Source organism: Acetanaerobacterium elongatum (assembly GCF_900103835.1).
GTDB lineage: Bacteria > Bacillota > Clostridia > Oscillospirales > Ruminococcaceae > Acetanaerobacterium > Acetanaerobacterium elongatum.
This window is the reverse complement of the sequence record NZ_FNID01000016.1, coordinates 1-18,787: the sequence shown is the minus strand read 5'-3', so window position 1 is coordinate 18,787 and position 18,787 is coordinate 1. Positions and strand designations below refer to the sequence as shown.

The window sequence follows — 18,787 nt, the reverse complement described above, 5'->3', positions numbered from 1 at the left end:
GATGCGGCCTTGCCGCAGGAGGAGTTACACTCCGACAACAATTTTTCCTTAGTTTGAAAATTATTTTTCAAACTTATCACCTTGCCTTTCGTGGAAAGGGTATGAATAATCGTCTTTTAATTTTCGTTTAAGGAATACAAGCGTTCACGCACGATGGCGGCACGCAGTTTATCGCGTTCGCCTGCTTCCATGGCTCTGCCTTCCTGCGCCATGATGGTGGCCGGGCCGGTGGTGTTGATAAGGGCGTTAATCTCGCCGTAGCTGATACCCTTCAGGATACCCTGCGAAACACCCATGCGCAGAATGGAAACAAGCTCGATGAACTCGTCGTTTGTAAGGAGTCTTGCCGAGCTGAGCACACCGTATGCACGCCAAACCTTGTCTTCCATATAATCGCCCAGCTCGGCGCTGCGTGAGGCCCGCTCCTGCGCGATAATCTGAGAGGCAATGGCACGCAGATTTTCGATAGCGCCCTCTTCCGAGATACCGAGCGTTACCTGATTGGAAAGCTGGTAGAATGCGCCGTTTACGCGCGTACCCTCTCCGTAGGTGCCCCGGATTGTAAGCCCCAGCTTAGAAACCATCTGGGAGATGCGCCCGATAACGCCGTTTGCCTCCAGTGCGGGCAGGTGCAGCATTACCGACGCACGAAGCCCGGTGCCGAGGTTGGTGGGGCACTGCGTGAGATAGCCGAGCTTTTCATCAAAGGCATACAATAAAGAGGCATCTAAAATATCATCAATACGGTTAGCCGCCTGCAAGGTCTGTTTGAGGTTTAGACCGGAGCTGAGCGTCTGAATACGGATATGATCTTCTTCGTTAATCATCACTGCAATGCTTTCATCCGGTGAAAGCGCAAGGCCCGCATTCTTAGGGTTCTGCGAGAATGCCGGGCTGATCAGGTGCTTTTCCACCAGCGAGAAGTTCTGCTCGGGGGTGAGCTTTTCAAGCTCTATAAAGCCAAGCTCCATCTTCTCTTTGAGGCTTGCATTCTGCAGCAGGGTTTTCACATCGCTGAGCAGCTTCTTTTTCTGCTCGGGTGTCATGCGGTTTTCAAACGGATAAGCGCGCAAATTTCGCGCAAGGCGGATGCGTGTGCTTACCGCGATATCGTCGTCTGGGTTATGTTCAAGATACCACTTATTCATCGGCTTTATCCTCCGTTGCTTCAAGGTCCTTGATTCGGTCGCGCAGCACGGCGGCGCGCTCGTAATCCTGAGAGGCTACCGCTTCCTTCAGTTCCTTTTGCAGCGACTGAATCTCGTTGTGCAGCCTGTATTTCGGCCCCGCAGAGCTCGGCACCTTGCCCGCATGTTCGGTCTGCCCATGGATGCGCTGAAGCGAGGGCACAAAATCCTCATAGAAGGTGGCGTAGCATTCCGCACAGCCTGCCTTTCCGGAATTGCGGATATCGGCAAAGGTAGCCCCACAGCCCTTGCAGCGCTGCTCGGCTGGCAGCTGCTCTTTGGCGGGAGCAGTTTGTGCAAGCATAGAGCCCAGCATATCGCTGATGCTCATTGAAAACGGGTTCATCATTGCGGTGAAGCCCAGCTTGGAGGCACACTCGCTGCAGAGGATATACTCCTTGGCCTCACCGTTTATCACCTGACGCAGGTGTGTGGTGGCATGGTTCTTTTTACAGATTTCACATAACATGATGATTATCATCCCTTTCATGTCGCTTAGGAAACGTGAACTTTATAATATGGTCAGCAGCATATTTTTAAAGATGGAGGCTCGTACATTATCTCTCAGCTCCGGCGGAACCTCCCGCAGCGCCGAGAGGCTTAAGGCGCTCCACATCATTCTGGCGGTTTCTGCGGCGAGTATCTTGTCGTTGATAAGGTTTTGCAGTATTGCCCGGCAGGACCCTTCGTCCAGCCTGCTGCCGATGGTGTTAATCAGGTGCACCACCAAATCCCGCGGGTTGAGTGATATCTTGGAGATGCGGATATACCCGCCGCCACCGCGCTTGCTTTCAACCAGATACCCCTTTTCGGGGGTAAAGCGCGAGGTGATGACATAGTTAATCTGGCTGGGGACACAGCCTATTTTGTTGGCCAGCTCGTTGCGCTGTATCTCGGCCGTACCGTCGTACTCCTCCAGCAGCTTTAAAATCGATTGCGAGATAATATCGGAAAGATTCATGGGTTCACCCTCTTACCCTGCAGTACTTCCGCTATGTTTGACCTTGCTTGACCTTTACTCACTATTTTAACTAAAAGTCAATAAAAGTCAAAGTCAATTAAGGTCAGTTTAATTTATTCTAATCATTAATGCTGTAAAATATGCTGTATTATCTTTTCTTTGCTTTATGATTCTTTGAATTTCTTTAATTATCAGTTTATGCCTTCAAGCCGTAAAATATCAATAAATTCAATAATGATATTTTTTCTGTAACCACACTTTGCGTCAATACATAATATGTGTTGAAAGTAAATTTTAAGGAGGTTTTCTCATTATGTGTGGTAACAACGGTTTCGGCAATAACTGCTGCTGGTGGATTATCATTCTGGTTGTTCTGTTCTGCTGCTGTGGCGATGGTTTTGGCTGTGGAAACGGCTGTGGCAATAATGGCTGCGGCTGCTAATAATCCATCTGCAAATTACATCCGGCAAACATTCCTCTGCAAAAAAGGGTGCCTTAACGGCACCCTTTTTTGCGGGGGTTTATTTTAAGAAACTTATTGTTTCAGTACCATAGGGCGCCTGACCCAATTTTCATTTAGTGCAAAACAATAGAAGAATTGCACTACACCCATTCTGGATATTCTGAGCACTCCCCCGCGCATACAACGCTGGTTAAAAGAATATAATGGGACTGGCACTATGGCATCAATAATACTGCTTTTATTGCTATGTATCCTAAATGAGCGTAAAACTCAAGGTGCATCAATATTACAGGGGGGTTGTAAGGGTGAGACGTGAAACGCTGCCGGCCGAAAAGGGGCTGAGTGCACAGGAGGCCAGAAAGCAGCTTCAGCGCTTTGGGCCAAACCGGCTTGTGCAAGCTAAGAAGGTAAAGCCGCTGGTTATATTTGCCTCGCAGTTTAAGGACGCGCTGGTGGGCATTCTGCTGGCGGCGACGGTTTTATCGGTGGTGATGGGCGAGATCAGCGAAGCGGTAACCATTATGATTATCGTATTCTTAAACGCGCTGCTGGGCTTTATTCAGGAGTTCCGCACCGAAAAAACGCTGGAGGCGCTTAAGAAGATGGCAGCGCCCTCGGCGAAGGTGCTGCGTGGCGGGGTTGAGGAAAGCATCCCCTCCGATGAGGTGGTACCGGACGATATTCTTATTCTGGAGGCGGGTGACCGTGTAGCTGCCGACGCCATGCTGCTGGAAAGCGTAGAGCTGTATGCCGACGAATCGATATTGACCGGTGAATCGGTAAGCGTAAAGAAGGACGTGCGTTCCTCCGCCTTTATGGGCACCGTAGTTACACGCGGGCACGGACGCGCAAAGGTTACCGCCACCGGTATGCAGACCGAGATGGGCAAAATCGCGGGCATGATTGAGGAGATCGACGAGGAAATGACCCCGCTGCAAAAGCGGCTTTCACAGCTGGGAAAGTTCATTGGCATCGGCTGCCTGATTATCTGCGCGGTAGTGGCCCTCACAGGCATTGTGCGGGGCGAAAACCCGTTTGATATGCTGCTTACCGGTATCTCGCTTTCGGTGGCTGCCGTGCCCGAGGGGCTGCCTGCCATCGTTACCATCTCGCTGGCTCTGGCAGTTTCACGAATGCTGAAACGCAACGCACTCATCCGCAAGCTGGCCGCGGTGGAAACCTTGGGTTGTGCGGGGGTAATCTGCTCGGATAAAACCGGCACCATCACCGAAAACAAGATGACGGTTACCGCTGTTATCACGCCCAACGGGGTTTATGAGGTTACGGGTACCGGCTATGAAAAGAGCGGCGTGTTCCGCTCCATTAAGGGTGCCTCTCCCCGGCAGGACGAATGCCTTACCGAGCTGCTGCAAACAGCCGCGCTGTGCAACAACGCGCACCTTTACACTCAAGGAAGGAGCGCATTTCAGCGGTTAATCATTGAAAGCGATGACTTTTCCGCATCGGGTGAACCTACTGAAATTGCACTGCTGATAGCGGCGAGTAAAGGCGGCTTTTCAGAGCAAACCCTTGCGCGGCAGTTTACGCGCGAGGGTGAAGTTCCGTTTAGCTCGGAGCGCAAGGCCATGTCGGTACTGGCGCGTCTGCAGGATGGCCGAAACAAGGTGCTGATAAAGGGTGCCGCCGATGTGGTGATTAAAAAATGTGCATACATACAAAAGCGCGGCGCGGTGATGCCCATGGGCGACGACGACCTTTGCTGGGTGAATACCCAGACCGAGAATATGGCCAAAAATGCCCTGCGCGTACTGGGCTTTGCCTATAAATACAAACCCGAGGGCGGATTGAGCGAAAAGGATGAGCACAGCTTCATCTTTGTAGGCCTAACAGGGATGATTGACCCGCCGCGCAAAGAGGTTTACGACGCCATTCGTGTGTGCCGCCGCGCGGGTATCCGCCCGGTGATGATTACCGGCGACCATGCGCTTACCGCCGAAGCCATTGCAAGGGAGATTAAGCTGTTAACCCCCGGCGACGGAGTGCTCACCGGTGCTCAGCTCGACCGTATGGATGATGAGGCACTGGAGAAGGCGGCAGCCAAAACAGCGGTATACGCACGCGTTACGCCCCAGCACAAGCTTCGTATTGTACGCGCCTTAAAGAAGGCCGGCAATATTGTGGCTATGACAGGAGACGGCGTAAACGATGCTCCCGCCATCAAGGAGGCCGACATCGGGGCCTCGATGGGTATGAACGGCACCGACGTAACCAAAGAGGCCGCTTCGCTGATTCTGTTGGACGACAACTTTGCCACACTGGTTGCCGCGGTGGAGGAGGGGCGGATTATCTACCAGAATATCCGCAAGTTTATCCGGTACCTTATCTCGTGCAATATCGGTGAGGTGCTTACCATGTTTATTGGCATGCTGATGGGCCTGCCCGTTATCCTGCTGCCGATACAGATTCTGCTGGTGAACCTTGTGACCGACGGCCTACCCGCTATTGCGCTAGGGTTGGAGCCACCTGAGAATGATGAGATGACACGCAAGCCGCGCCCCAAAAACGAGAGCATCTTTTCAAACGGCCTGCTCACCACCATCATCTTTCGCGGCTGCATCATCGGCCTTGCAACCCTTGCCACCTTTGTAACCGTAACCAAGTATGGCGGCAGTGTAGAGGCGGCCAGAAGTGCTTCGCTGCTCACCCTTATCTTCAGCCAGCTCATCCATGTATTTGAATGCAAAAGCGAGAAGAAGAATCTGTTCCAGATTAACATCTTCAGCAACATCCGTCTGGTGCTTTCGGTGCTGCTTTCAGGTGTAATTGCTGCTGCGGCCGTTTACCTTCCGCCGCTTGCCGGGTTGTTTAAAACGGTCAGCCTTACGCCCTTTCAACTGCTGGCGGTATTGGGCTACACCTTTGCGGGGCCCGTTATTGCATGGATAGTATCATTATTTAAGCCCAAGCATACGACCATCGATCCGCCCGAACAGGAGGGGGTAGTTCCCCCTGCGCCCAAGCTGCTGCCGCCCGCAAGCGGGTATGATACAATTATTTAAAAACAGTATAAACAAATAGATGCAGAGATTTTTGAAATAAAAAACCTCTGCATTTTTCTTTTGATTAAAGCATTAAAACGGTTACGAAACAAAAACTAAATTTGTTTTTTATATTGTAATAATTTTAAGGGGCTTATCCCGTTTTAAGCACTCGTTTATTACAAAGCGCGTGCCGGGTGATTTCATATCCCAGAAAGCCAGCACCATATCGCTGTACTCTATAATCTCGAGATTGCGCTGCAGCGGGGCTAAACGGCCGTAGCGGGCGTAATCGGGTGTAATGCAGGTAAAGGGCAGCTTTAGGATAATCGCTGCGGATTCGGCCAGACAATCTATCCCCTGTGCGCCGCCGCTTACAATCTCGGTGCAGGTATGGGGCAGATTACGCAGAATAAGGTCTGTATCCGCGTTTTTAGCGCCACGGGAACCTATTACCGCCACCTTCATCCAACTGTCATCCCCTTAAGCTGATTTTTAAATTCAGATGAAATTTTACCGTTGAGAACTTTTTGACGATTAAACACCTTAAATACTGCCAGACTGAAATTATACGATATGTCAAAGCGCCAACGTGGGGGCGCTTATGAAGACCGGATTGTAAAATACTACATATGCATAGGGAAGTTGCGACAGTCGGCACTGTTTTTGCCTACAATAAAATATGTTGCGACGGCAAAGATAGTTTATGCAAAGCTTAATTGACGCTTTGCAATTGAAAGGCTGTGCTCCAAAGCACAAACCGGAAAAGCGCCGGAGATTATAATAAACCGGTAAAAACTATAGTAGTTTGTGCTTTCCCATGTGTTTAGCAACGCCGGAAAGGTAATAGAAAACAATGAAAAAGGTTGTTAGAATAACCAGCACGGTATGCTTTGCGATGGCTTTGGCGATTTTTACAGCGATAGCGGCCATCGCGCTGCAGCTGCCGGATGACTTTTTGGTGGAAACTGGACAGCAGCTTTATGTTGATGATAATATAAAAGCCGGAGTATTGCAAGATAAATTGTCCGGCCAGACAGCCGCGGCAGAAAAACCGTTATTAAACGGAAAGAGTTATAAAACCCAGCTAAAGATGTTTGGTATTATACCGATAAAAGATGTGAATGTATCTGTTGTCGAAACAAGGCGAGTGATTCCCTGCGGCACCCCTTTTGGTATAAAAATGTTCACGGATGGTGTAGTGGTTGTAGGGTTAACGGACATTGACAACGGATCAGCTTTAGTCAACCCCGCAAAGTGTGCGGGTATAAAACTGGGTGATATTATCACACATGTGAACGGAAAGGAGATCGGAAGCAACGAAGACCTTGCAAGAGAGGTTGTAAATGCAGAGGGTGAACCCTTAAATGTAACTGTAAGGCGCGGCAGTAGTTGCTTTGATACGATGCTTACCCCCGAAAAAGCCAAGAGCGACGGCAGATTCAAGGCCGGTATTTGGGTGCGGGACAGTTCGGCCGGTATTGGAACGGTAACTTTCTACGACGAATCTTCCAAGCTGTTCGGCGGGTTGGGGCACCCCGTTTGTGATATTGATACAGGGGGGATTCTGCCGCTTATGAGTGGTGAGGTAGTTGATGTGACCATTACCTCGGTGAATAAGGGGCTCCCCGGTTTGCCCGGTGAGCTTAGAGGCAGCTTTAATGGCAGCAAGGCGGCGGGGTACCTGATTACCAACAGTGAAACCGGCCTATATGGTATGCTAAACAGCAGCCCAAGCAGTCATAGCTCGGTTGAGGTTGCGCTCAAACAACAGGTTCACGAAGGTAAGGCTACGATACTAAGCACCATTGAAGGCAGCGAACCCATTGAATACAGCATTGTGATTGAAAAGGTGAACATGAATGACAGTAACCCCACCAAAAACCTGATTGTAAGAATTACCGACGAACGCCTGTTAAAGGCTTCCGGCGGTATCGTGCAGGGTATGAGCGGAAGCCCCATTCTTCAAGACGGTATGCTGGTTGGCGCTGTAACTCATGTATTCGTCAACGATCCAACGCGCGGTTACGGCATTTTCGCCGAAAACATGTTACTTTCTGCAGACAGCATCAGTGCAGACATTAAAAACAAGGCTTCCTAGGCAGCAATAATCAATCAAACGTTTTTCTACAATTTTCAACAAATTCTAACTAATAATTCTAAGTAAATGTTACAAAATAAACAAAACTTGTTTAGCCTATATTGATTCTTTCTACAAACAGTTATATAATAACATATATTGGTTGTTGATGAACCTGCATTGGTGAAATTAAAATCCAATTGTTTTGTTGTTGAGGTAGAATCATCCGTGTAATGTTAAAAAGAGGTAAATAATTGAAATTAAACCTTGCTATATTTAACAATATATGGTAATATTGGTTTAAACCAAAAGACATTAAGGAGGAAAGTAACATGGAGGGTTCTTTAAAGGTTCTAATTGCGGATGATTCCAAGGAATTTGGCGGTTTGTGCACCGAGATTCTGAAAGCACGCGGTTTAACACCAATTACCACGCCCAAAAACGGCAGCAAACTGGTGGAAAAGATTGAGGAATTAAACCCTGATGTGGTTTTAACCGATGTTTTCCTGCCTCACATCGACGCGATTGGTGTGATGAAAACTATTTTGAGCAACAAGAATATACTAAAAAAGCCTATGTTTATGATTATGTCCGGCTATGACAACCCCATGCTGGAGCGTGAGGTGCTAACCGCAGGTGCGGCTTTCTACTTCTTAAAGCCGTTTGATCTTGAGATACTGGCCGACCGCATTATGAACATGGCAGGTGCTGAAACCGGTGTAAAAACCACCTTGGGCGACACACGCGCCGTTCGTCAGCAGCCTATGGATTTAGAACTGATGGTAACCGATATCATCCTCCAGATCGGTGTACCGGCTCATATTAAGGGGTATCATTATCTTCGTGATGCCATTATGCTCAGCGTAAAAGACAGCGAGATGATTAACTCCGTTACCAAGCTGTTATACCCCACCGTTGCCAAGCACTTCGACACCACCTCCTCCCGCGTGGAGCGTGCCATCCGTCACGCCATAGAGGTTGCATGGGACAGAGGCGATATCGACACCCTGAATTCCTATTTCGGCTATACCATCAACGGTGTTCGCGGCAAGCCCACCAACTCCGAATTCATTGCGATGATCTCGGATAAGCTGCGGTTGAGAACGCGAAATGCAGTGTAAAAAACTTTAAAATAAAAAACTCCTTTGCTTTCATATTGTAAGGCAGAGGAGTTGTTTTTTGCATAAAGCAGGCTCTCCGTAATAACGGAGAGCCTGCTCATCTTTAATTAAGTTTAATTACTCGGCAACTTCAACGAATTCTTCAGTTGCGGGGGCATCGGGCAGCAGAGCCTTCATTGAAAGGCTGATGCGCTTCTTCTCGAGGTCAATCTCGGTAATCTTCGCTTCCACCTGCTGGCCTACCTTGAGCACATCATGCGGCTTTGCTACACGCTCGTTGGAAATCTGGGAAACGTGAATCAGGCCGTCAATGCCGGGGATGATGGTGGCAAAGGCGCCAAACTGGGTAAGTGAAGCAATTTTTACAGTTACGACGTCATCCACCTTAAAGTCACGCTTAAATATTTCCCAAGGGTTGTCCTCGGTCTTTCTGTAGCCCAGCGAGATGCGCTTGTTCTCTTTGTCGATACCCTTAACGAATACCTCGAGAACATCGCCAATCTTAACAACCTCAGAAGGATGCTTAATGCGGTTCCACGACAGCTCGGAGATATGTACCAAGCCGTCTACACCGCCGATATCTACAAACACACCGAAATTAACAATGGATTTTACAGCGCCCTTATAGGTCTGGCCTTCGGCAATCTCGTTCCAGATTTTCTCCTCAGCCTCTTTGCGCTCTTCCTTGGCAACGGAGCGGATGGAACCAACCGCACGGCCGCGCTGACGGTTTACCTCAAGGATGCGGAAGCGAACGGTTTTACGCAGCAGGCTTTCCAGCGGCTCATCCTTAGAAACGGTGGCCTGGGAAGCAGGGATAAACACGCGCACGCCGTTGGTGGTAGCAAGCACGCCGCCCTTAACAACCTCTAATACCTTACCTTCCAAAACCTCTTGGGTATCAACCGCGTTGCATACCTTCTCGTAACCGGCGATCGCGTCAAAACGTTTCTTGGAGAGCATAACGGTACCGTCAACATCGTTTACACGCACTACAATAAGGTCAAGCTCATCGCCCTTTTTGACAATATCCTCCGGTTTCAGACTCGCGTCGTCAGTAAGCTCGGAGAGCGGAACATAGCAGGCATGCTTCGTGCCGATCTCCACTGCAATTTCTGTAGGGAAGATGCCCGATACAGTGCCCTTTACTTTGTCGCCGTTCTGCACACTTTTAAGAGACTGTTCAAGAGCCTCTTCAAAGCTTACGTCCTCGGCATCGATATTGTTCAAAATTTCACTCATTGCTGTTTGTACCTCCTTAATTATGCAAGCCGGAGTAGAAGCGCCGGCAGTAACACCAATTTTATTTGCATTTTTCAAAATTTCGTAGGATAATTCGGCTTCTGTTTCAATAACAATTGTCCTGCAATTCTGAGAACAGATCTCACCAAGCTTGGCGGTGTTGGAGCTTTGCCTTCCGCCGATAACAACCATGAGGTCGACTTGCTTGGAAAGCTGCATTGCCTCTTGCTGTCGAAGTACAGTAGCCTTACATATTGTATCAAAAATTGTGAGATTTGTATACACTTTTTTCGCAGTTTTCAAGCATTTTTCGAAAATCTGCTGATTAAATGTGGTCTGTGAAACCAGAAATTTGTCTTTTCCTCCAAAATCGCCCTGATCGACAACTAACTGTTCAAGCTGCTGTTCATTTTGAAATACAAATGCACCGTTTGGGCAGTGCCCGACAATGCCCTGCACCTCCGGGTGCGATGGATCGCCTGCAATTAGAATGATACCGCCTTCGTGTGATTTCTCAGTTACAATGCGGTGTATCTTGGCCACATACGGGCAGGTAGCATCCACTATCGTGCTGCCGGTGAGGGCAAGTTCATTATAGATTTTCTGTGAAATGCCGTGTGAGCGAATCACTACCGTTTCTCCCGGCTGTGCCTTTTGAGGGGTTTGGATAATCCGCACACCCTTGCGCTGCAGTGAATCGATCACCTGTTGGTTGTGGATAATAGGGCCTAAGGTAGCCACCTTTTTCCCCTTACCAACCAAATCATCTACCATGTTTACCGCACGATCTACCCCAAAGCAGAAGCCTGCGGTTTTGGCAAGGATAATCTCTTTCATCATGCTCCATTTCAGCTGTCGCTCTGTTCGCGCAGCCTAAGTGTTTTTTCCCGTATGTAGGCTGCCGCTTCCTTTAGCTGCTGCGTGGTAAAATCTTCGGGGAGATTCAGATCGCTAAAGGGAATCAAATCGCCAAAACGCACGGTTACCCGCGAACGAAACCTCAGCTTTCCGCCCTCTGCCTGAATAGAAACCGGCACTACATCACAATGGGTTCTGGCAGCCACTACGGCGGCACCGGATTTATACGGCAAAAGCTCGCCTGTTTTGGAACGGGTACCCTCAGGGAAGATACCGAGTATTCTACCCTCTTCCACCAAATTAACTGCCTTTTCGATTGCCCCGCGATCACTCTTTCCGCGCTTTACGGGAAATGCACCCAGTGCTTTTAAGAGCAGCCCTACAAGAGGTATCTTCAATAGTTCGGCTTTCGCCATGTAGTTTACCTTGCGTTTTGACTTATATGCACCGAGTGAGAGAAAAATAGGGTCGTAATCAGAGATGTGGTTGCTGGCTAAGATAAAGCCGCCCTCACGCTTTAGTTTTTCCCCGCCCGTTATTTTAGTCTTGTAAAGCAGACCGGTAACACCAGTCATTAAGACGACTCCCAACGGATATAGGCTCATAAGATTTCAGATCCTTTCTTCAGGGCTTGAAAGCTATCATTTGAAGCTTTGTCGCAGATATCAGTGAATTCCCAAACGGGACTTAATCAGCGCAGAAATCTCGGCAATGGAATCCTCCAGCAGATAGCCGGTTGTATCAACAACAACTGCGTCGCCGGCCTTTTTGAGTGGGGCAATGTCACGATGAGAATCGTTGTAATCGCGTTCCTTAATCTCCTTGAGTATTGTTTCATAATCAATTGTCTGCCCTTTTGCCGCAAGCTCATCGCAACGGCGCATGGCACGGTCTTCAGGGGTAGCGGTAAGAAAAATCTTCACATCGGCATTGGGCAAAACCACGGTGCCGATATCTCGCCCGTCCATTATCACATTGTTTGCCGCCGCAATACTGCGCTGAAGGTCAAATAAAAAAGCACGCACCTCGGGGATGGCCGAAACATTCGAGGCCGCCATGGAAACCGCGTTTTCGCGTATACGCTGCGAAACATCCTCGCCGTTAAGGATGACGCGCTGCTCGTCCTTGACAAACCGCAGCGAAACATCTATCCGCTTGAGCAACGGCACCACCTGTGCGGGATTCTTGGTGTCTGCACCGCAGGTGAGCGCATACAGCCCAATAGCACGGTATAACGCACCCGTATCCACATAGATAAAGCCCAACATTTTAGATACAGCCCGGGCAATCGTGCTTTTTCCGGCTCCTGAAGGACCATCGATGGCTACAGACCTTGTTGAATTCATGAGTATGACCATTCCTTTCGGGCGTCTTGGCCAAAAAGGTCAAAACGCCATAACCAAAATGCTTGAAAGTAATCTGTAAACTATACAATATACTCAAAAACAATTCAGCCGCCTATTTATGCATTTCTTCCCGCCAGAACGCCCGTGCTGAAGGCAATCTGCAGGTTGTATCCGCCCGTAAAGGCATCCACATCAATAACCTCGCCCGCAAAATACAACCCCAGGCACAGCTTGGACTGCATGGTTTTGGGGTTAATCTCGGTCACCTTTACCCCACCGCTGGTGATAACCGCCTCCTCGATGGGGCGGAATTCCTTGGGCGTAAGGTTTACAGATTTTATGGTATCAACAAGGGTTTTGCGCATCTCACGGGTAAGCTGATTCACCTTGGTGCCGGGCGCAATATTGCATAGATATACTATAACAGGAATGAGCTTTTTGGGCAACAGGTCGCCAAGAGAATTGATAAAATCCTTGTTTAAATTAATGGAAAAATCCCGTTGCAGGCGCTTATCCAGCTGTTCCTCGCTCAGCCCCGGTTTGAGGTCAATCGAAAGGGTATAATCCGGAATGCGACGGGCATCCATGACGGAAGACGCACTGAGCACCAGCGGGCCGGATACCCCGAAATGGGTGAACAGCATCTCGCCCAGCTCACTGAATACAGGCTTGCTCTTGCCCTTTTCGTGCACCGTTAACGTTACGTTTTTAAGGGAAAGGCCCATCACATCCTTACACCAGCTCTCCTGTGTGACGATGGGCACCAACGACGGCGTGGGCTCAATAATGGTATGCCCCGCCTGGCGCGCCAGCCGATAACCGTCGCCGGTGGAGCCGGTAAGCGGATAGGAAAGCCCTCCCGTAGCTACCACCACCGAGGAGGCTTGTATTCTGCTGCCGTCTTCAAGTACAACGCCGCAGACGGCTTGGTTTTCAATCATCAGGCTTTTTACGGTGCCCTGAACAAGATGAACGCCCTGCTCTTTTACATATCGAACAAGGCAATCCACTACATCCACCGCCTTATCCGAAACCGGAAATACGCGGTTGCCGCGTTCTGTTTTGAGCTTGAGCCCATGCTCTTCAAAAAATGCGATGGTATCGCGCGGCGGGAACGTGGAGATGGCACTGTAAAGAAACCGCCCGTTGGTTTTCACCTTGGAGATAAACGCTGTTTCGTCGCAGTTGTTGGTGACATTGCAGCGCCCCTTGCCGGTAATCATCACCTTTCTGGCGGGGCGTTCATTCTTTTCGAGCAGCAGCACGCTTTTGCCAAGCTCCGCCGCCTGCCCTGCCGCCATCAACCCGGCGGCACCCGCGCCAATTACCAGTATATCGTATCGGTTGGCCATCCTTTATAATTACGCCCTTCCTTAAGTGATAAACAAAGCTAATCCATCTGACTTTCTTCGTTTAAGGTTACGTCGTTTTTCTCGTAAACGTGATAGGTATCCCATATATTTTCAAGCTTTGTGAAGGTTTGCGAGATTTCTTCCTTTTTAGATATTCCCACTGCGATAATCAGTGCGTTAATAAGGCTTAAGGGTGCTACCAGCGAATCTACAAAGCTGGCCATGTCGCTTCTGGCCAGCAGCAGATGGTCGGCGTTCGCGGCGAGCGGCGAAGCCTCACTGTCTGTAACAGCGATCACCTTCGCACCCGATTTGGAAGCATAGTTGCTGGCACGCACCGTTCTTTTGGAATAACGAGGGAAGCTGATGGCGATAAGCACATCCCCCTCACCGATGCGCAGAATCTGTTCAAACACCTCGCTGGCGCTGCTGGTGCTCACCATCCTTACATTGGGGAAGATAAGATTGAAATAGAAATTTAAAAAACCGGCCAATGCCGCAGCGCTGCGTCCGCCCATGATATAGATGGTCTTCGCACCGATGATTGCGTCCACTGCGCTTGCAAAATCCTTTTTAGAGGTTTTCTCCAGGGTGCGGCGAATCTTTTCGATATCGGAATTGAGCACCTTCTCCAGCACATCTCCGCTGCCGATCTGCTCGGTGGTAACCTCCATACGCTGAACGGCGGTAAGCTTGTTGCGAATCATCTCCTGCATGGCATGCTGCAGCTCAGGGTAGCCCTCGTAGCCAATCTCCGAGGCAAAGCGCACAACGGTAGACTCGCTAACCCCGACGGTTGCACCCAGCTTCGAGGCGGTCATAAAGGCGGCTTTATCGTAATGATCGGTCATGTAGGCGGCTATGGCGCGCTGCCCCTTAGAGAAATCACCCATCTTAAACTGAATATGCTGTAAAAGGTCAGTATGCATAAATTGTAAGCTCCATTCTATCCTTTACCTTGAGACAGATTCTATTATAATAAAATCAACATTGGATTAAATATTAAAACTATTCTAACAAAAATATTTTATCTGTTAAGTTTGAAAAAATCAATAGAAAAGAAAAGACCATTTTCTAATCATTTTACTCAATTAACAGGGATGGGTGAACCATAGTGAAGGGCAGACTAGCGTCTGCCCTCTTGCTAAACTTACACTTCGTAGTCGCAAACCGCGCGTTCGGTGCGAACCTCGGTAATAAAATCGCGAACCTTTGCGTGCTCAGGGTGTACCTGATAGCCGTTAAGCGCCTCTTTGGAGGAGAACTCGGAATACAGGCAGGCATCAAAGCCCTTTTCGTTAAAGCCGATGCCCACCTCGGCCTTTAACAGCCCGGGTACCACGCCTACAAGGGCTTCAAGGTCATGCTTCACCTTCGCCAGTATTTCGGGCTTGGTTAGGCCGTTTGCGTTTTCTTTAAAACTCCAGAATACGATGTGTCTGATCATAATTTATCATCCTTTCAACCTATTGGTTGCCAGTATTTACGGTCTAAGCTGCGGTATTGAATGGCCTCGGAGATATGCCGTGCCTCGATCTTTTCACTTTCGTCCATATCTGCGATGGTACGTGCCACCTTCAGAATGCGGTTGTATGCACGCGCCGAAAGCCCCAGCTTTTCAAACGAACGCTCAAGCATACGAGAGGCCTCGCTGCTTAATAGACATACCTCGCCTACCATCGCGTCCGGCAGGCGGGCGTTGCAGGTAGCGCCTGTTTTTTCGGCTCTTGAAAGTGCCACCGCGCGCGCCTTGTTTACCCGTGCCTTGATTTCGGCGGAGCTTTCTTCCTTCTGTGTGCCCGAAAGCTCGTTGTAATCCACGGGCATAACTTCCACATGGAGATCGATCCGATCTAACAATGGTCCGGAGATCCGTGAAAGATAGGCTGCGACCGCCTTGGGGTTGCAGCGGCAGGGTTTGGAGGGGTGCCCAAAAAAGCCGCAGGGGCAGGGGTTCATGGCTGCCACCAGTGTGATACTGCAAGGGTAGCTGAGTGTTCCGTTTACCCGTGCGATGGTAACGGTGCCGTCCTCCACCGGTTGGCGCATCACCTCAATAGCGGCGCGCGAGAACTCGGGCAGCTCGTCTAAGAACAAAATGCCGTTATGCGCCAGTGAAATCTCGCCCGGCTTGGGGATGGTGCCGCCACCCGAAAGTGCTGCGGGGGAAACGGTATGGTGCGGGCTGCGGAAGGGGCGTTCCTTGATAATGGATTGCTCTTTAGGCAGCAGGCCCGCGATGGAATGCAGCTTGGTGGTTTGAATCGACTCCTCGAAGGTCATGTCAGGGAGTATACCAATCAGCCGCTTGGCGAGCATGCTCTTACCTGCGCCCGGGCTGCCGATAAGCAGGACATTATGCCCCCCGGCAGCAGCAATCTCCAGGGCGCGCTTGGCTTCATGCTGACCTTTTACGTCTGCAAAGTCTAAAAACGGCCTTTGGGGCGGCTCGGGGTACTTTTTGCATTGAACCGTTTCAAGTGTCGCCTCACCGTTCAAATGATTAATAATCTCGGTAAAGGTGTTTACGGCGTAGATGTCTATCCCCTCTACCACCGAGGCCTCGGCGGCGTTTTCGGCGGGGATATACAGCGTTTGAATGCCCTCATGCAGCGCCTGTATCGCCATAGGGAGCACGCCGTTTACCGCCTTTACCTCGCCTGACAGAGAAAGCTCGCCTAAAAACGCGGTTTTCTCTTTTGGCAGCTCCATCTGGTCGGAGGCGCAGAGGATACTGAGCAGAATAGGCAGGTCGTATAGCGGGCCCGCCTTCTTAATATCAGCAGGCGCAAGGTTGACGGTGATTTTGCCTACGGGGAAATCAAAGCCGTTGTTCTTTGCCGCCGAGCGTACCCTGTCGCGCGACTCGCGGACAGAGGCATCCGGCAGGCCCACGATGTCAAACGACGGCATGCCGCGTGAAACATCGGCCTCCACCGTTACGGGGTAGGAATCCACTCCGAAAAGCCCTAAGCTGTCAAGACGTGCAAACAAGCTGTCACCGCCTTTACCGTTTTAATATGTCAATTTAATTACTTATGGTATTTTGTGTTTGCGTTAATGGAAAACGCTCGGTACACCTGCTCCAGCAGCATCACGCGCGCAAGCTGGTGGGGAAATGTCATGTCGGACATGGAAAGGCGAAGCGCGCAGGCGTTCTTTACTTCATCCGAAAGCCCGAACGAACCGCCGATGATGAATACAAGGCTGCTCTTTCCCGAAGCCGCAGCCGAGGCCATCCGATCGGCAAGGCGCTCGCTGGTGAAGCGCTCGCCCTCAATGCAGAGCGCTGCCGTATAGGAACCGTTGGGAATCTTGGCGAGGATGCTTTTGCCCTCTTCGGCAAGCGCTGCCGTTATCTGCGCCTGCGAGGGTTTTTCGGGCAGGCGGGCTTCGTTAAGCTCTACCACCGATGCCTTGCAGAACGCACCAAGCCTTTTAAGGTATTCCGCACAGGCGGCACGCAGATAATCCTCCTTCAGTTTTCCGACGCAGAGTATCGTAACACTAATCATAAATATTATATCCTAACTAAAGCGCACTAAAGCAGCATGGGGTGGCTGGGTGCGCTGCGGTTGGCCACCTCGAGCAGATAGTCCTCCCCAAGGGTTAAGCCTCCGCAGGCTAATTCGTTTACCGCCGTTTGCAGCGCAAGCTCGGGGATGTTATTCTCCTTGCTCAGGTGCGCCAAAAAGAAGCGGGTGGTGCCATTGTTGGCCAGATTCAAAAGCTCCTGCGCACAGTGTTCGTTAGAGAGATGCCCTGTTTTGCCGAGGATGCGCCTCTTTAAGGGATAGGGGTAGCTGCCGCATTCCAGCATATGCTTATCGTAGTTGGATTCAATCACCGCAAGGTCACAGCCGAGCAGGTATGAACGAACCTCGTCGGTGATATGCCCAAGGTCGGTGGCTACGCAGATGCGCCGCTCGTTACTCGTTTCAATCGAAAAGCCAAGGCTTTCGGCGGCATCGTGCGGTGTGCGAAAAGGGCGTACTACCATACCGCTTATGTATTCCCCTTCTGGGGACACCACCTCAACCGCGCTGCCGGGGGGAAGATAGTCCATCTTCTCAAGATAATCGAGCGTTCCGGCAGAAGCGAACACAGGGATGGAATAGTATTTCAGCAGTATCTTCAGCCCTCGGATATGGTCGATATGCTCGTGGGTAATGAAGATCGCCCTGATGGTTTCAATGCTCTGGCCGATGTCCTCAAGCGCTGTTTTAATGGATTTGCAGCTTACGCCGACATCTACGAGAATACCGCCCTCGCTGTTGCCAACAAAGGTGGCATTGCCGCTGCTGCCGCTGTATAAAGGGCAAACCTTTGCCATCCGCCCGCATCCTTCCTTATGTATAACGCTTTCGCGCATGTTCAACATTATTAACTAGAAAATCTTGACGAAATTCTTTTGATCCTTGCGATGGGAATAGCCGCAGGCTAAGTAGAACTGGTGCGCCGGCTGACGGTTAAAGCCCGAAGCCAGCCTAACGCCGCAGGCTCCCGATTCCTTTGCCCAAGCCTCAACGGCCTGCAGCAGCATCCTGCCCACCCCATTACCCCGCTCTCTTTCCTCAACCGCAACGGCCAAGATGTTTTTCAGCGGCTCGCTGTAGGTACAGTCATAATCGGCGGCATGAAGGTAGCCTATCACCTGCCCTGCGCGCTCCGCTACAAAGATATGGTTACTGACATTGGATAATATCTCAGCTAGGCGTTCGCAGGTTCTCTGCGGGTTGAATTCGTAGCCAAACGCATCACGGTTGAGCTTATAAATTGCCATACCGTCCTGCGGGTTTGCCGGGCGGATAAGAACCTCCTGCATCGCACACTGCCTCTTTTCATGATGTCAAAGATACTTAAAACCTTCTTCTAATTTTAGCACAAAAAGGACCAAAGGAGCAATACCTTCGGTCCTTTAACATTTTATATAGCTGTAGGACTACAATACATATTGGACAGTAGATAAAAAAAGATGAAAGATGAGGAGAAATCGGTTATTGTTGAGTTACCACACCTAACAAGCCGAAAGGAGACCTCATCTCTCATGAACAGCATAACACAAGACATGAAGTACAGACAATCCCTAATGAAGTATGTGGAGAAATATGGCGTGAGCCGAGCCAGCCGGAAATATAACAAAAGCCGATCGTATATCTATTTTTGGAAAAAGCGATA

At 50.0% G+C, this 18,787-nt stretch carries 18 protein-coding genes and 1 pseudogene; 4 read left to right on the top strand and 15 right to left on the bottom strand.

Annotated features, from left to right (window positions below; genetic code table 11):
* Positions 1 to 116 precede the first annotated feature (116 nt).
* The 3 genes from BLR50_RS07285 to BLR50_RS07275 are packed head-to-tail and all read right to left on the bottom strand — an operon-like array spanning position 117 to position 2,148.
* A complete protein-coding gene (locus BLR50_RS07285; protein WP_092640075.1) occupies positions 117 to 1,148 on the bottom strand; it encodes a protein arginine kinase in 1,032 nt (343 codons plus the stop codon).
* On the bottom strand, positions 1,141 to 1,656 hold the full coding sequence (locus tag BLR50_RS07280; RefSeq protein ID WP_162840359.1) for a UvrB/UvrC motif-containing protein: 516 nt from the start codon (positions 1,654 to 1,656) through the stop codon (positions 1,141 to 1,143). The genes BLR50_RS07285 and BLR50_RS07280 overlap by 8 nt, the downstream gene beginning before the upstream one ends.
* A gap of 42 nt (positions 1,657 to 1,698) precedes the next feature.
* On the bottom strand, positions 1,699 to 2,148 hold the full coding sequence (locus tag BLR50_RS07275; RefSeq protein WP_092640071.1) for a CtsR family transcriptional regulator: 450 nt from the start codon (positions 2,146 to 2,148) through the stop codon (positions 1,699 to 1,701).
* Positions 2,149 to 2,461: 313 nt separating this feature from the next.
* On the opposite strand from BLR50_RS07275, the gene BLR50_RS14785 reads away from it, so the two are divergent.
* Both BLR50_RS14785 and BLR50_RS07270 read left to right on the top strand, forming a co-directional pair.
* Complete coding sequence (locus tag BLR50_RS14785) at positions 2,462 to 2,590, top strand: hypothetical protein (protein ID WP_278277985.1); 129 nt, start codon at positions 2,462 to 2,464, stop codon at positions 2,588 to 2,590.
* A 278-nt stretch (positions 2,591 to 2,868) separates the two neighbouring features.
* Complete coding sequence (locus tag BLR50_RS07270) at positions 2,869 to 5,631, top strand: cation-translocating P-type ATPase (protein ID WP_092640069.1); 2,763 nt, start codon at positions 2,869 to 2,871, stop codon at positions 5,629 to 5,631.
* A gap of 108 nt (positions 5,632 to 5,739) precedes the next feature.
* On the opposite strand, the gene BLR50_RS07265 is transcribed toward BLR50_RS07270, so the two are convergent.
* Complete coding sequence (locus BLR50_RS07265) at positions 5,740 to 6,078, bottom strand: DNA-processing protein DprA (RefSeq protein WP_092640067.1); 339 nt, start codon at positions 6,076 to 6,078, stop codon at positions 5,740 to 5,742.
* Positions 6,079 to 6,466: 388 nt separating this feature from the next.
* Between BLR50_RS07265 and spoIVB the strand changes: the two genes are divergently transcribed.
* Positions 6,467 to 7,711: a SpoIVB peptidase gene (gene spoIVB, locus BLR50_RS07260; protein ID WP_092640065.1), complete on the top strand. Its 1,245-nt coding sequence runs from the start codon at positions 6,467 to 6,469 to the stop codon at positions 7,709 to 7,711.
* 35 nt (positions 7,712 to 7,746) lie between these two features.
* Here spoIVB and BLR50_RS14870 read toward each other — a convergent pair.
* Positions 7,747 to 7,899 (bottom strand): annotated as a pseudogene (locus BLR50_RS14870) (hypothetical protein); the annotation flags it as partial.
* Positions 7,900 to 8,022: 123 nt separating this feature from the next.
* On the opposite strand from BLR50_RS14870, the gene spo0A reads away from it, so the two are divergent.
* Positions 8,023 to 8,811 carry a sporulation transcription factor Spo0A gene (gene spo0A, locus BLR50_RS07255; RefSeq protein WP_092640063.1) on the top strand — a complete coding sequence of 263 codons (789 nt, stop codon included), beginning with the start codon at positions 8,023 to 8,025 and terminating at the stop codon, positions 8,809 to 8,811.
* Between the two features lie 117 nt (positions 8,812 to 8,928).
* On the opposite strand, the gene BLR50_RS07250 is transcribed toward spo0A, so the two are convergent.
* The 10 genes from BLR50_RS07250 to BLR50_RS07205 form a co-directional block, all read right to left on the bottom strand.
* A complete protein-coding gene (locus tag BLR50_RS07250; protein ID WP_092640061.1) occupies positions 8,929 to 10,890 on the bottom strand; it encodes a bifunctional 4-hydroxy-3-methylbut-2-enyl diphosphate reductase/30S ribosomal protein S1 in 1,962 nt (653 codons plus the stop codon).
* Positions 10,891 to 10,901: 11 nt separating this feature from the next.
* Complete coding sequence (locus BLR50_RS07245) at positions 10,902 to 11,516, bottom strand: lysophospholipid acyltransferase family protein (protein ID WP_092640059.1); 615 nt, start codon at positions 11,514 to 11,516, stop codon at positions 10,902 to 10,904.
* Between the two features lie 60 nt (positions 11,517 to 11,576).
* Entirely contained in the window at positions 11,577 to 12,257 is a 681-nt protein-coding gene (gene cmk / locus BLR50_RS07240) for a (d)CMP kinase (RefSeq protein ID WP_092640057.1), read from the bottom strand.
* A 116-nt stretch (positions 12,258 to 12,373) separates the two neighbouring features.
* Positions 12,374 to 13,609, bottom strand: a complete 1,236-nt coding sequence (locus BLR50_RS07235) for a BaiN/RdsA family NAD(P)/FAD-dependent oxidoreductase (protein ID WP_092640055.1) — start codon at positions 13,607 to 13,609, stop codon at positions 12,374 to 12,376.
* Positions 13,610 to 13,647: 38 nt separating this feature from the next.
* Positions 13,648 to 14,538 carry a MurR/RpiR family transcriptional regulator gene (locus BLR50_RS07230; protein ID WP_092640053.1) on the bottom strand — a complete coding sequence of 297 codons (891 nt, stop codon included), beginning with the start codon at positions 14,536 to 14,538 and terminating at the stop codon, positions 13,648 to 13,650.
* Between the two features lie 221 nt (positions 14,539 to 14,759).
* Positions 14,760 to 15,056: a Dabb family protein gene (locus tag BLR50_RS07225; RefSeq protein ID WP_092640051.1), complete on the bottom strand. Its 297-nt coding sequence runs from the start codon at positions 15,054 to 15,056 to the stop codon at positions 14,760 to 14,762.
* Positions 15,057 to 15,070: 14 nt separating this feature from the next.
* Positions 15,071 to 16,603, bottom strand: coding sequence for a YifB family Mg chelatase-like AAA ATPase (locus BLR50_RS07220; RefSeq protein ID WP_092640049.1), 1,533 nt, complete (start codon positions 16,601 to 16,603; stop codon positions 15,071 to 15,073).
* A gap of 38 nt (positions 16,604 to 16,641) precedes the next feature.
* Entirely contained in the window at positions 16,642 to 17,124 is a 483-nt protein-coding gene (gene rlmH, locus BLR50_RS07215) for a 23S rRNA (pseudouridine(1915)-N(3))-methyltransferase RlmH (protein WP_092640047.1), read from the bottom strand.
* 26 nt (positions 17,125 to 17,150) lie between these two features.
* A complete protein-coding gene (locus BLR50_RS07210) occupies positions 17,151 to 17,942 on the bottom strand; it encodes an MBL fold metallo-hydrolase (protein WP_092640045.1) in 792 nt (263 codons plus the stop codon).
* 54 nt (positions 17,943 to 17,996) lie between these two features.
* The gene (locus BLR50_RS07205; RefSeq protein ID WP_092640043.1) at positions 17,997 to 18,434 is read right to left on the bottom strand and encodes a GNAT family N-acetyltransferase; all 438 of its coding nucleotides are present in this window, start codon (positions 18,432 to 18,434) and stop codon (positions 17,997 to 17,999) included.
* Positions 18,435 to 18,787: the final 353 nt, after the last annotated feature.

Excerpts from the sequence above, each read along its gene's own strand:
- BLR50_RS07285 (WP_092640075.1), bottom strand. The coding sequence starts at position 1,148 with ATGAATAAGTGGTATCTTGAACATAACCCAGACGACGATATCGCGGTA.
- BLR50_RS07280 (WP_162840359.1), bottom strand. The coding sequence starts at position 1,656 with ATGTTATGTGAAATCTGTAAAAAGAACCATGCCACCACACACCTGCGT.
- BLR50_RS07275 (WP_092640071.1), bottom strand. The coding sequence starts at position 2,148 with ATGAATCTTTCCGATATTATCTCGCAATCGATTTTAAAGCTGCTGGAG.
- BLR50_RS14785 (WP_278277985.1), top strand. The coding sequence starts at position 2,462 with ATGTGTGGTAACAACGGTTTCGGCAATAACTGCTGCTGGTGGATTATC.
- BLR50_RS07270 (WP_092640069.1), top strand. The coding sequence starts at position 2,869 with ATGAGCGTAAAACTCAAGGTGCATCAATATTACAGGGGGGTTGTAAGG.
- BLR50_RS07265 (WP_092640067.1), bottom strand. The coding sequence starts at position 6,078 with ATGAAGGTGGCGGTAATAGGTTCCCGTGGCGCTAAAAACGCGGATACA.
- spoIVB (WP_092640065.1), top strand. The coding sequence starts at position 6,467 with ATGAAAAAGGTTGTTAGAATAACCAGCACGGTATGCTTTGCGATGGCT.
- spo0A (WP_092640063.1), top strand. The coding sequence starts at position 8,023 with ATGGAGGGTTCTTTAAAGGTTCTAATTGCGGATGATTCCAAGGAATTT.
- BLR50_RS07250 (WP_092640061.1), bottom strand. The coding sequence starts at position 10,890 with ATGAAAGAGATTATCCTTGCCAAAACCGCAGGCTTCTGCTTTGGGGTA.
- BLR50_RS07245 (WP_092640059.1), bottom strand. The coding sequence starts at position 11,516 with ATGAGCCTATATCCGTTGGGAGTCGTCTTAATGACTGGTGTTACCGGT.
- cmk (WP_092640057.1), bottom strand. The coding sequence starts at position 12,257 with ATGAATTCAACAAGGTCTGTAGCCATCGATGGTCCTTCAGGAGCCGGA.
- BLR50_RS07235 (WP_092640055.1), bottom strand. The coding sequence starts at position 13,609 with ATGGCCAACCGATACGATATACTGGTAATTGGCGCGGGTGCCGCCGGG.
- BLR50_RS07230 (WP_092640053.1), bottom strand. The coding sequence starts at position 14,538 with ATGCATACTGACCTTTTACAGCATATTCAGTTTAAGATGGGTGATTTC.
- BLR50_RS07225 (WP_092640051.1), bottom strand. The coding sequence starts at position 15,056 with ATGATCAGACACATCGTATTCTGGAGTTTTAAAGAAAACGCAAACGGC.
- rlmH (WP_092640047.1), bottom strand. The coding sequence starts at position 17,124 with ATGATTAGTGTTACGATACTCTGCGTCGGAAAACTGAAGGAGGATTAT.
- BLR50_RS07210 (WP_092640045.1), bottom strand. The coding sequence starts at position 17,942 with ATGGCAAAGGTTTGCCCTTTATACAGCGGCAGCAGCGGCAATGCCACC.
- BLR50_RS07205 (WP_092640043.1), bottom strand. The coding sequence starts at position 18,434 with ATGCAGGAGGTTCTTATCCGCCCGGCAAACCCGCAGGACGGTATGGCA.